The sequence below is a fragment of the Frankia sp. CeTa3Moorea genome, assembly GCF_978021225.1.
Map to the genome: position 1 here is coordinate 15,563 of NZ_CDXDOR010000064.1, position 12,267 is coordinate 27,829.

General features: G+C 71.5%; 10 protein-coding genes and 1 pseudogene. 5 read left to right on the forward strand and 6 right to left on the reverse strand.

Going from position 1 to position 12,267, the window contains the following annotated elements; all coding sequences use genetic code 11:
* Positions 1-109: 109 nt before the first annotated feature.
* Positions 110-496 carry a hypothetical protein gene (locus AC08OV_RS13260; protein ID WP_476613972.1) on the reverse strand — a complete coding sequence of 129 codons (387 nt, stop codon included), beginning with the start codon at positions 494-496 and terminating at the stop codon, positions 110-112.
* A gap of 39 nt (positions 497-535) precedes the next feature.
* Here AC08OV_RS13260 and AC08OV_RS13265 point away from each other — a divergent pair, with 39 nt between their 5' ends.
* Positions 536-1,348, forward strand: a complete 813-nt coding sequence (locus tag AC08OV_RS13265) for a purine-nucleoside phosphorylase (RefSeq protein ID WP_476613973.1) — start codon at positions 536-538, stop codon at positions 1,346-1,348.
* 18 nt (positions 1,349-1,366) lie between these two features.
* The gene (locus AC08OV_RS13270) at positions 1,367-3,316 is read left to right on the forward strand and encodes a phospho-sugar mutase (protein ID WP_476613974.1); all 1,950 of its coding nucleotides are present in this window, start codon (positions 1,367-1,369) and stop codon (positions 3,314-3,316) included.
* Here AC08OV_RS13270 and upp read toward each other — a convergent pair.
* Positions 3,262-3,900: a uracil phosphoribosyltransferase gene (gene upp, locus AC08OV_RS13275; protein ID WP_476613975.1), complete on the reverse strand. Its 639-nt coding sequence runs from the start codon at positions 3,898-3,900 to the stop codon at positions 3,262-3,264. The two genes, AC08OV_RS13270 and upp, sit on opposite strands and share 55 nt — an antisense overlap.
* Before the next feature lie 40 nt (positions 3,901-3,940).
* Between upp and deoC the strand changes: the two genes are divergently transcribed.
* Entirely contained in the window at positions 3,941-4,720 is a 780-nt protein-coding gene (deoC, locus tag AC08OV_RS13280) for a deoxyribose-phosphate aldolase (protein ID WP_476613976.1), read from the forward strand.
* Between the two features lie 51 nt (positions 4,721-4,771).
* On the opposite strand, the pseudogene AC08OV_RS13285 reads toward deoC, so the two are convergent.
* The 4 genes and pseudogenes from AC08OV_RS13285 to AC08OV_RS13300 all read right to left on the reverse strand — a co-directional run bounded on the left by AC08OV_RS13285 (position 4,772) and on the right by AC08OV_RS13300 (position 8,319).
* Positions 4,772-5,378: pseudogene (locus AC08OV_RS13285) on the reverse strand (DNA-3-methyladenine glycosylase I).
* Positions 5,378-6,478 carry an adenosine deaminase gene (locus tag AC08OV_RS13290; RefSeq protein WP_476599688.1) on the reverse strand — a complete coding sequence of 367 codons (1,101 nt, stop codon included), beginning with the start codon at positions 6,476-6,478 and terminating at the stop codon, positions 5,378-5,380. The pseudogene AC08OV_RS13285 and the gene AC08OV_RS13290 overlap by 1 nt, the downstream one beginning before the upstream one ends.
* 105 nt (positions 6,479-6,583) lie before the next feature.
* Positions 6,584-7,888, reverse strand: a complete 1,305-nt coding sequence (locus AC08OV_RS13295) for a thymidine phosphorylase (protein ID WP_476613977.1) — start codon at positions 7,886-7,888, stop codon at positions 6,584-6,586.
* Complete coding sequence (locus AC08OV_RS13300; protein ID WP_462186664.1) at positions 7,885-8,319, reverse strand: cytidine deaminase; 435 nt, start codon at positions 8,317-8,319, stop codon at positions 7,885-7,887. The genes AC08OV_RS13295 and AC08OV_RS13300 overlap by 4 nt, the downstream gene beginning before the upstream one ends.
* A gap of 118 nt (positions 8,320-8,437) precedes the next feature.
* On the opposite strand from AC08OV_RS13300, the gene AC08OV_RS13305 reads away from it, so the two are divergent.
* Positions 8,438-10,312, forward strand: coding sequence for a serine/threonine-protein kinase (locus AC08OV_RS13305; RefSeq protein WP_476613978.1), 1,875 nt, complete (start codon positions 8,438-8,440; stop codon positions 10,310-10,312).
* Positions 10,313-10,405: 93 nt separating this feature from the next.
* The coding region (locus tag AC08OV_RS13310; protein ID WP_476619736.1) for a serine/threonine-protein kinase at positions 10,406-12,267 on the forward strand (1,862 nt) is incomplete at its 3' end.

Below are 12,267 nucleotides of genomic sequence, written 5' to 3' on the forward strand. Positions count from 1 at the left end.
CAGTCCTGACCCTATCGGCCGGTAACCGCGAGACCGCCGCTCCCGGCGACCGCATGGGCCGGACAGGCCGCACGGGCCGCACGGGCCCGCACCGCGAGATCGTTCGCCGTTAGCGCAGCGCGCGGATGAAACGGCCCGCCTCCCCGCGTAGCCGGGCCGAGATGCGCAGGACCTGACGGCCGCGGGGAGTGGTGAGCTCGACGGTGATCACATCTCCGTGCTTGACGCCTCGGGACGCCGTCACCTCACGACGGTCGAAGACGACGTCGAACCAGTCGCCCTCCCGCGGGAAGGGGGCGAGGACCAGCAGCCGCCGATCGGTCAGCACGATCCAGCGCGAGGCCCCGAACCGGTGTCCGACGAAGGATTCGACCTTCGCCGTGAACCGTCCGGGCCCGCTCGGGTCGGTGAGCCGACCGCGCAGCACGACCTCGATGAACTCGCCGGACTCCAAGGGCACTGCCGGGAGACGACGATGGGACGGTATCAGGGGCACGGGCGTCAGTGTCCTCCACGCACCCCGTACAGTCGCCGGGTGAGGGCACAGGCGGACGAACCGAACGCGGCGGCCTCGGCCGCCACCCTGGCCGAGCTGACCGGAGCCGACCGGCACGACATCGCGATTGTGCTGGGATCGGGCTGGCCCCCGGCCGCCGATGTACTGTCCCGGCAGGCGACCGACGTCACCGAGGTCACGTTTACTCAACTCGGCGGCTTCCCGTCCAACACCGACGTTCCCGGGCACAAGCCGACCGCACGCTCCGTCCAGCTCGGCGACCGCCGCCTGTTGATCTATCTGGGCCGCGTACATCCCTACGAGGGCCATGACCTGTCCCGGGTGGTCCACGCGGTCCGCCTGGCCTGTGCGGCCGGCGCGTCGACCGTCATACTGACGAACGCCGCCGGCGGTCTGCGCGCGGACATGTACGTCGGCCAGCCCGTCCTGGTCGCCGACCACCTGAACCTGACCGGCCGCTCACCCCTGGTCGGTCCGGCGTTCACCGACCTGACCGACGCCTATTCCCCCCGGCTACGGGCGCTTGCCCGCGAGGTCGATCCCACCCTGGCCGAAGGAGTGTATGCGGGACTGCCCGGTCCGCACTTCGAGACACCCGCAGAGATCCGCATGCTGCGGCTCCTGGGAGCCGACCTGGTCGGCATGTCGACCGTGCACGAGACGATCGCGGCGCGGGCCGCCGGAACGGAGGTGCTGGCCCTGTCCCTGGTCACCAACCTCGCAGCGGGGATGAGCGGCGAGCCGCTAGATCATCTCGAGGTGCTGGCCACGGGAGCCGCCGCCGCGGAACGCATGGGTATCCTGCTCGCCGACATCGTCACCCGGCTGTAGGACCACGGCGGAATCGCGATGCCGTCCTCGTCCCGACCAGGCCCGACGTCCCTGCCCAGCCCACTCGCCGAGCAGGTCGAGGCCTGGCTGGCCGATGATCCGGATCCCGCCGACCAGGCCGAACTGGCCCGGCTGCGCGACGGCGCGGGTCACGATGCCACGCTGCTCGCGGAGCTGGCCACACGTTTCCACGGACCGCTGCGGTTCGGCACAGCCGGGTTGCGCGGGCCACTGCGCGCCGGTCCAGCCGGCATGAACACCGCCGTGGTGCGCCGCGCCGCCGCCGGACTCGCCACCTGGCTCACGAGCAGGGCGACACCACCAGCACAGGCGGCACCGAGTTCCTCGACGGCGACCGTCGTCGTCGGCTACGACGCCCGGCATCGCAGCGAGGCGTTCGCCCTCGACAGCGCCCGGGTGTTCGCCGGTGCCGGACTGCGGGCGCTGGTACTCCCCGGGCCGGTGCCCACTCCGGTGCTGGCCTTCACCGTGCGCAGGCTGGGCGCGGACGCCGGCGTGATGGTCACGGCCAGCCACAATCCGGCCACCGACAACGGCTATAAGGTCTACCTGGGTGATGCTTCCTCGGGCGCCGCGCGGGGGGCGCAGCTCGTGGCTCCGGCGGACAGTGAGATCGAAGGAATGATCGCGGCTGCCGGCCCCGCCCGGGCGATCCCACTCGCCGAGACCTGGCGGAGGCTCGATGCGGATGTCGTCGACGACTACATACACGCGGCGGCCACCGCCGGCCGGGCAGCCACAGCCACAGCCACAGCCACCGACCTACGCACAGACGTGACCACGGACGTGACCACGGACGCGACGGCCCTGACCGTTGCGTACACCCCGTTGCACGGTGTCGGCGCAGCCGTTCTCAGCGCCGTGTTCACCGCCGCGGGTCTCGCCGCACCCGAGGTCGTCCACGAGCAGGCCGAACCCGATCCGGAGTTTCCGACAGTCCAGTGGCCGAACCCCGAGGAGGCGGGGGCGATGGACCGGGTTCTGGCGCTCGGCGAGCGCATCGACGCCGATCTGGTACTCGCCAACGATCCCGACGCCGACCGGTGCGCCGTCGCCGTCGGAGGGCGGGTACTCAGCGGTGACGAGGTCGGTCTGCTTCTCGCCGATCATGTCCTGCGCTCCCGCCCCGGTCCGGTAGCGACCACCATCGTCAGCTCCTCCGGTCTGCGTGCGCTGGCCGCCGAGGTCGGGGTTCCTTACGCCGAGACGCTGACCGGATTCAAGTGGATCATGCGTGCGGACGCGCGGCTGGTCTTCGGCTACGAGGAGGCACTCGGATACGCCGTCGCCCCGGATCTGGTCCGCGACAAGGACGGCATCACCGCCGCCCTCGCCATCGCTCTGATCGCCGCGCGGGCGAAGCGACGAGGTCGGACCCTGCCAGGCCTACTCGACGAGTTGTCCGCACGACTCGGTGTCCATCTCACGGGGCAACACTCGGCGCGCTTCGACGACGTCACCCAGATCGACGAGATGATGCACCACCTGCGGGTCCAGCCGCCGACCAGCCTCGCCGGGCGTCCCGTCACCGGAGTCCGTGACCTGCTGGCCGGCGGGCGGGACGGGAACGCACCGCCGGGAGGGATCCCCCCTCGACCCGCACGCCCCGTGGATCATGCACGCCCCGTGGACCGTACCGGCCCCGTGGACCGTGCCGACGCGGCGCATCCGGTCCTGCCACCCGCCGACGTGCTCATGCTGTTCCTCGACGAGGATCGGGTGATCTTCCGCCCGAGCGGGACCGAACCCAAACTGAAGGTGTACCTCGAGACCGTGGAGCCGGTGCCGGGGCATGCCGTCGACGCGGTGCCCGCGGCTCGGGACCAGGCCGCGGCACGCCTGCTCCACCTGCACACGGCCGCGGGCAATCTGCTCGACGGACGCGACGGAGATCACATCTCGCCGAAGATCCGATCACCCGCGTCGCCGAGCCCGGGCACAATATAGGCCGTCTCGTTCAATCTCTCGTCGACCACGGCGGTCACAACGGTCAGGTCGGCCGTGCCGACCGCAGGGCCACCGGATTCCAGCGCCGCAAGGCCCTCCGGTGCTGCCACCACGGAGACCACGGTGACGCCCCGCGCCCCGCGGTCGGCGAGCAGCCGCAGGCAGTGCAGGGCCGAACCGCCGGTGGCGAGCATCGGGTCGAGCAGCAGCACCGGGCGGCCGGCCAGATCGGTGGGCACCGCCTCCAGGTAGGCCGTGGGTTCGAAGGTCGTCTCGTCGCGGGAGAGCCCGATGAACGCGGTGTGGGCGTCGGGAAGCAGGTTGAGCGCCGCCGGCAGCATGCCGAGCCCGGCCCGCAGCACCGGGACGACGACCGGTTCCGCGGCCAGCCGCGCCCCGGAGGTCGTGGCCAGCGGAGTCGTGACGGTGACCGGCATCGTCGGCAGCGTACGGGTCGCCTCGTACACGAGCATCATCGCCAGGTCGTACAGGACGGGCCGGAACCGGGACCGGGGCGTGCGCTCGTCCCGCAGGACGGTCAGCGACGAGGCCGCGAGGGGATGGTCGACGATGTGCAGCTGCACGGAAGGACTCCTCGTACGCGAAGCCGGGCGATCGGCAATGATGCAACGTATGACAACGGCTCCGGCAGGATCGGACCGTCCCGGCGAGGAACCCGAGAAGCGCCCCTCCCGACCGGCCGCCGGCGCTCGCCCCACGCTGCGGCGCGCCGAGGTGGCCCGGATAGTCGACCACACACTGCTACAGCCGTCCGCCACCGGCGAGGAGATACTCGCGCTGTGCGGGGAAGCTGCCAAGCTGGGTGTCGGTGCCGTCTGTGTGGCGCCGACCCATGTCTACCTGGCCGCCGCGAGTACCCGACGGGACGGCGGTGAGGTCGGGCCGGCCTTCGGCGTCGCTTCCGTCATCGGCTTTCCGCACGGCACGCACCTGACCGTCATCAAGGCCGAGGAGGCGCGGCGGGCGGTCGCGGACGGCGCCACGGAGATCGACATGGTCATCGACATCGCCAACGCGATGGACGAGAACTGGCGAGCGATCGAGACCGAAATCACCGAGGTCCGGCTGTCGGTGCCGCCGGACGTCGTGCTCAAGGTCATCCTGGAGACGGCCCTGCTGCCGGACGAGAGCATCGTCGCCGCCTGCCGGGCAGCGGAGGCCGGCGGCGCCGAGTTCGTCAAGACCTCCACCGGTTTCCACCCGGCCGGCGGGGCCAGCGTGCGCGCAGTGCGGGCGATGGCGGCGGCCGTGGGTGGCCGGCTCGGCATCAAAGCCTCGGGCGGCATCCGCACCGCCGAGAAGGCGATCGAGATGATCGAGGCCGGCGCGACCCGGCTCGGACTGTCCGCCTCCGCGGATGTGCTCGCCGGCTTTCCCAGGTGACCGGCTTCCCCGGATGATCCGCCGCCGACGGCCACAGCCGAGATCTGACGGCTAGCCCACGCGCCCCGCCACCCAGCAGCCAGACAGATGATCATCAACGAGCCCGCAGGCCTGCATCAGGGCATAGGCGGTGGTCGGACCGACGAAGACGAACCCGGCCGCGCGCAGCCCCTTGGCGAGCGCCACCGACTCGGGGGTCTTCGCCGGCACGTCGGCGAGGGTGGCCGGCGCCACCCGCCCCGTCCGGCTCCGGCTGGAACGACCAGATCAGATCCTCGAGGGGACGGTCCAGCGTAAGGACGGCGCGGGCATTGGCGATCGTCGCCTCGATCTTGCGGCGGTTTCGGACGATGCCGGCGTCGGCGAGCAGCCGGTCGACATCCGCGGAACCGAACGCGGCCACGGCGGCCGGGTCGAATCCGGCGAACGCCGCCCGGAACGCCGGCCGCTTGCGCAGGATCGTCAACCACGACAGGCCGGACTGGAACGCCTCCAGAGTCAGCCGCTCGAACAGACCGACCGTGTCCCTGACCGGACGCCCCCACTCGTCGTCGTGGTAGGCGACGTACTCCGGCGCGGACAGACCCCACGGGCATCGCGGGCAACCATCGGCTCCCACCACGACATCCGAGGCGGGCCTCACCGGCCCACCGCTCATCAGGCTGACTCCGCGGAGACAAGCTCCGCATAGCCCGGCTTGATGACGTTGTTGATGAAATCGAGCCGCCGGTCGAAGGGCAGGAAGGCGGACTTCATCGCGTTGAGGGTGAGCCAACGGATGTCGGACCAGCCGTAGCCGTTGACGTCCACGAGGGTCGCGAACTCACTCGACAGCGACACGCCGCTCATCAGCCTGTTGTCCGTGTTGACCGTGACCCGGAACTGCAGCCGGCGAAGCAGCCCGATGGGGTGCCGCTCGATGCTCGGCGCGGCTCCGGTGTGCACGTTCGACGAGGGACACATCTCCAGCGGCACCCGGACGTCGCGCACGTAGTTCGCGAGATCACCGAGGATCGCCTTACCGTCCGGATCGACCGTGATGTCATCGACGATGCGCACTCCGTGCCCCAGCCGATCGGCGTTGCACCACTGCACGGCCTCCCAGATCGACGGCAGGCCGAACGCCTCGCCTGCATGGATCGTGAAGTGGCCGTTCGCCCGCTGGATGTACTGGAAGGCGTCCAGGTGACGGGTGGGCGGATTGCCCGCCTCGGCGCCCGCGATGTCGAACCCGACCACGCCGGCATCGCGCCACCGGACCACGAGCTCCGCGATCTCCAGTGAGCGGGCCTGATGGCGCATCGCGGTGAGCAGGGCGCGAAGGTGCAGCGGTGTGCCGGCCGAACCGGCCCGGAACCCGTCAAGCACGGCCTCGACCACCGCGTCCAGGGACAGCCCGCGCTCGACGTGCAGCTCGGGGGCGAACCGCACCTCGGCGTAGACGACGCCGTCGGCCGCGAGATCCTCCGCGCACTCCCGCGCCACCCGCATGATGGCCTCCTGGGTCTGCATCACCCCCACCGTGTGCCGGAACGTCTCCAGGTAGCGGACGAGCGAGCCGCTATGCGCGCCGCCACGGAACCACGTGCTCAGGGTGTGGACGTCCGTGGTCGGCAGATCGCGGTAACCGGTCTCGTCGGCGAGCTCGACCACCGTGGCCGGCCGGAGCCCGCCGTCAAGATGGTCATGAAGCAGTACCTTCGGCACCCGGCGGATGTCCTCAACCGTGATCGTCGGGGGCCGTGCGTCGTTCGTCATCATGTCCTCCGTCATCGTCTCGACGGTAGGCCACGGGTACGACAGAACAGCGACGGCACGATGACGACCCGGACTGCCGGGACCGGTTCAGCTGAGGTGATCGGTTCAGCTGAGGTGATCGAGGACGAGCGGTGTGCTCGGGGGCGGCGTCGCGGCGACCTCCACCGCTCCCGTCAGGGCCTCCCGGGCTCGCTCGACGCTGGCCGGGTCGTCGGTGTGCAGTTCCAGCAGCGGCTCGCCGGCCGTGACCGGGTCACCGATTCCCACCCGCCACCGCACGCCCGCCGTCGCGGAGACCGCGTCCTCCTTGCGGGCCCGGCCCGCGCCAAGCCGCCACGCCGCCACGCCGACCGCTCGGGCGTCCAGGCGGTGGAGATAGCCGGTCGCCGGCGCGGGGACGGTCTCGACATGGCTCGCCGCCGGAAGCGGCGCGTCCGGATCGCCGCCCTGGGCCGCGACCATCGCCCGCCACACCGCAAAAGCGTCCCCGGCAGCCAGCACCTGCGCGGGATCATGGAGAGCACCGGACCGGTGGCCGAGCTCGGTGGCGACGAGGTCGATCATCGCTCTGGCCAGCGCGACGGTGACCTCCACCAGATCCGCCGGCCCACCACCACGGAGGGTCTCCACGGCCTCGGCCACCTCCAGCGCGTGCCCGGCGGTCCGGCCGAGGGGGTGGTCCATCCCGGTCAGCAGGGCCTCGGTGCGGACCCCGGCGGCAACGCCGATCCGGACCATCGCCCGGGCGAGCTCACGGGCCTCATCCACCGACGTCATGAAGGCCCCAGAGCCGACCTTGACGTCCAGGACCAGCGCCGACGTGCCCTCGGCGATCTTCTTACTCATGATCGACGATGCGATGAGCGGGATCGACTCGACGGTTCCGGTGACGTCCCGCAGCGCGTAGAGCCGGCGGTCGGCCGGGGCGAGGCCGGCACCCGCGGCACAGATCACCGCACCCACCTCGGCGAGGAGCTCACGCATCCGGGCGGCCGACAGATCCGCTCGCCAGCCGGGGATCGCCTCCATCTTGTCCAGCGTTCCACCGGTGTGACCGAGCCCCCGCCCGGCGAGCTGTGGGACCGCGGCCCCACAGGCGGCGACCAGCGGCACCAGGACGAGCGAGACCTTGTCCCCGACCCCTCCGGTGGAGTGTTTGTCGACGGTGGGACGTCCCACGCCGGTCAGGTCCAGGCGCTCCCCGCTGCCGATCATTGCGGCGGTCCAGCGGTCCAGCTCTGCGGGAGCCATCCCGCGCCACACCACCGCCATCAGGTACGCCGACATCTGCTCGTCGGCGACCAGACCCCGAGTGTAGGCGTCAATGAGCCAGTCGACGGCCCGGAGATCGACGGGTCGACCGTCTCGCTTGGCCCGGATCAGATCGACGACGTCGAAGCTCCCGCTCACGCGACACCCGGTAGATCGTGCGGTCCGAACGCTGCGGGGAGCAGGTCCGCGATGGTGCGCACGCCGTCGCCCGTGGCGACGAGCAGATCCGGCCCGCCGTGCTCGTAGAGCAGCTGGCGGCACCGTCCGCAGGGCGCCAACGGCGCACCGTCGGAGTCGACGCAGGCGAACGCCAGCAGCCGACCACCGCCTCTGGCGTGCAGCGCCGAGACGAGACCGCATTCGGCGCACAGCCCGAGGCCGTAGGACGCGTTCTCAACATTGCAGCCGACGACGATCCACGGGTCGTCACCGGTGGTACGCCCGGCGGCGTCCGGCAGATCCACGACCAGTGCAGCAGCACCCACCCGCAGACCCGAGTAGGGCGCGTAGGCGCTCTGTGCGACACGGACAGCGGCGTTCCGCAACCGCTCCCAGTCTTTATCGTTCACACTGCACCCCAGGTCCGTGGTCCGTTCGGTCGCTGTCGCCAGCATGCCCGACCCCCGGTCCGGCCACGATGTGATCCCATGGATGCGAGCCCCACCGGCGATCGGAAGGGACGACGGGATGGCAGGCGAGTCCCCGGACAATCCGGCTTCGGCCAGAGCGGTGGCCCTCGTCGGGGGACGGTACCGGCTCGACGGGGTCATCGGACGCGGCGGATTCGGCGTCGTGCACCGGGCCACCGACGAGCTGCTCCAGCGCGTGGTTGCAATCAAGGAAGTACGGCTGCCGCTCGGGGAGAACGCGGACGAACGCGACCTGACCCGCGAGCGGGTCCTACGCGAGGCGCGCGCCGCCGGTCGGCTGCATCATCCCGGTGCCGTCGCCGTCCTCGACGTCATCGACGACGGCGAGCTGCCCTGGATCATCATGGAATACGTTGACGGCCAGTCCCTCGCCACGATCATCAACGATCGCGGACCGCTGCCGGTCGAGGAGACGTGCCGGATCGGTATCAGCCTCGCCTACGCCCTGGAGGCCGCGCACCGGCTCGGCGTGGTGCACCGCGACGTCAAGCCGAGCAACGTGCTGGTGACCGCGGACGGCCGGGCCCGGCTGACCGACTTCGGCATCGCGGTCAGCCAGGGGGATCCCCGGCTCACCAGCACTGGGATGGTGATGGGCTCCCCCGCCTACCTGCCGCCGGAACGCGCCCGTGGCGATGCCGGCAGCGCCGCGGGTGACCGGTGGGGACTGGGCGCCACGCTGTTCACTACCGTCGAAGGCTACCCGCCCTTCACCGGCGGTGACCCGATTTCGGTGCTCACCGCCCTGCTTCAGGGACGACGCCAGCCCTTCCGGCTGGCCGGACCACTTATACCGGTGATCGACGACCTGATGGCCCCGCACGAGGCGAGCCGACCACCGCTCACCGTCGTACGCAGGCGACTGCGCGAGCTAGTCGAACGAGATGCGGTCCGCCAGCACGCCGCGGCTCAGCAGAACACCGGAGCCCGCCAGGACACCGAGACGCGTCAGGAGGCCACGCCGTCGCGGACACCTCGGTCCCGTCCCACCGGGCCGTTGGAGCGCATGCACTCGATCGACCGGATGCGTGCCCTGGGCGGAATCCCGGCCCGGGCCCGGCTCATCGGCCGAGGGCACGGCAACGGTTTCACCGGCGGCGACGTCGAACTGGCTAATCTCTTCGCCACCGCCGCACCGGCCTCCCCACCGTCGACCGCCCGGCTACGGCCGGCGCCCGACGGGCCGGCAGGAATCGAGCCGGCGGGAGGTCCGCCACGCGACCCCGACGCCGGGGATCGGCGTCGCGTGACCATCGCCGTGGCGACGCTCGTGGCACTGGCCGCCGCCGCGATCATCGGCATCGTGATCGTGGTGACAGGTGGCCCGGACGACAAGAGCCGCGGCACCTCGACCAACCAGACCGGCGGCAGCTCGTCGCCGACCGGAGCCGGCGGGTCGGCCCCGGCGGGCCCGGCGGCGGCCGGGGAGCCCGTCGCGCGGGAAACCACCCCGGTCACGGGCCCGCCTGGCTGGGTGTCCTACGTCGATCCCACCGCCGGCTGGTCCGTGGCGTACCCCTCGGACTGGCAGCGCCGCGAGGGGCCCGGCGGACCCGGAAACGTCGACTTCGTGGACCCGGCTGCCCGGTCCTTCCTACGTGTCGGTAGCGTCAGGCAAGCAAACACCTCTGCCATCGGCGACTGGCGACGCAACGAGGCCGGCTTCCGGCAGAGCGTGCGGGATTATCGGCGGATACGGCTGGCTCCCAGCGATGGTGGGGATGGCACCAACCAGGCCGACTGGGAGTTCGGGTACCGCGGGTCGGACGGGGTCATGGTGCATGTGCTCAACCGGGGTGCGATTCGCAACGGCCACGGGTATGCCCTGTACTGGCATACCAGGGAGGATCTGTGGCTGCAAGATCAACCGTTGATGCGCCAGCTGTTCGCCACCTTCCGGCCCGGTCCGTGATGTCGGCCATCGACGGATTTGCGGTGCCCGTAGTGTTCGGAAAGATGCGGGCCGTCCGGCGCGCGCATCAGTCCATCTGTCAGACTTGACACGATGGCTAAATCGGCAAGTGTGCCCCCGGACACCTCCCGGCACGGCACACCTCGCTACGTAGCGCAGCGCTACCGGCTTGACACGCCCATCGGGCGTGGTGGAGCCGGTGTCGTCTGGCGCGGTGAGGACGAACTACTCCAGCGCCCGGTCGCCATCAAAGAGATCCTCGTGCCGATGGCCGGCGCGCAGAACGAGCGCGACGCGATCCGGGCCCGGGTTCTTCGCGAGGCCCGTGCCCTGGCCAGGCTGCACAGTCCCGCCATCGTCTCGGTGTACGACGTGGTCGAGGAACATCAGCGGCACTGGATCATCATGGAACTCGTCGACGCGGACAGCCTCGGCGATGTGATCCGCAACCAGGGCCCGCTGCCCTTCGACCAGGTCGCCGCGATCGGGCTGGCGCTGACCGACGCGCTCGCCGCGGCCCATTCGGCGGGCGTGCTCCACCGCGACGTCAAGCCCGGGAACGTCCTGCTCGGGCGGGACGGCCGGGTGCGGCTCACCGACTTCGGCATCGCCGCGACCGAGGGCGACGTAACCCTGACCGGCACTGGGGCCCTGGTCGGCTCCCCGGCCTACATCGCTCCCGAGCGGGTCCGGGGCTCCTCCGGCACTCCCGCGAGCGACCTGTGGGGGCTCGGCGCGACGCTGTACTCGGCTGTCGAGGGCCAGCCGCCGTTCGAGGGCCCGGAGACCTACGCCGTACTGACCGCCGTGGTCGAGGGTCGCCGGCGGGCCTTCCGGCTAGCCGGCCCGTTGCGCAACCTGCTCAGTGACCTGATGGACCGGCCGGCCGAGGAGCGGCCCGACGTGACGGAGATCCGCCGGCGGCTGATCCCGATCGCGCGCAATGCGAATCCGGTACCGGCTTCGGTCATGCACGCCCGTCCTCGGACGGGCGAGGAGACGGACGCGAGTTCCGTCGACGTCGGCCTGGAGAACCTCGACGACCCGGCCGAGCCGGCAGCAGGCGCCGGACCGGCCGCAGATTCCCGGCCGGGGTCGGGCGGCGGTGTCGCCGGGACCGCGGGAGTCCAGGCGGGCGAGGCGGCTCCGGCGGCCGTGGGAGACCAGGGGGCTGTCCCGCGCCCGGCGAACCGCTCGGCGTCCGCCGCCGCGCCGCCCGTCCCCGCTGACCGCGACGTCACTGTGGATCCCCTACTCAACCCCCTTGACGGGGCCGCCGTGGCAGCTGCGGGCGCTGCCGAGTCGCGCACCGGTCGTGGGGAACCCGGCCGCACCGGCCCATCGAACCACGTGATCCCGCCGGACCGGACCACGCCGCAGAACCGCGCAGCACCGCCTGGCCGGACGCGGCCCGACCCCGACCACGACGCGCCGACCAGCATCGGGCTCAACAGCGTGGCGGGGTCTCCGGTGGACGACGACGTGACCCGCATCGGCGCGGCCACCCCCGTGTCGGCGACCTCCGACCTGGATCTGTTCGACGACGACAATCACGCCGCCGGACTATTGCCCCTCGGCGAGGCCCGGCGCCGCGCCGAGCCTCCCCGCCGCGACGGGCACGGTCACGGACCGGGCGACCCCCAGCGGCGTCGACAGCGGACGATCGCGGTCGTGGCCGGAGCGGCCATGCTCGTGATGGGCGCGGCCATCGCCCTGACTGTCGGGCTGACCTCCGGCGGCTCGACCCCCGAGCCGAACGATGTCACCGCGCAGCAGACCACGCCACCGCCCATCGCGACCATCGCTTCCTCCCCCCCGGCCGTGACCTCACGATCCGCCACGTCTGAGGTCATCGCCCCGGACTCCCCGCGCTACACCTACCGCCCCCGGCCGTCGTCGTCTGCGACCCCAACGACGACGCCGACAACGGAGACGCCCACCCCGACCCCCCAGCC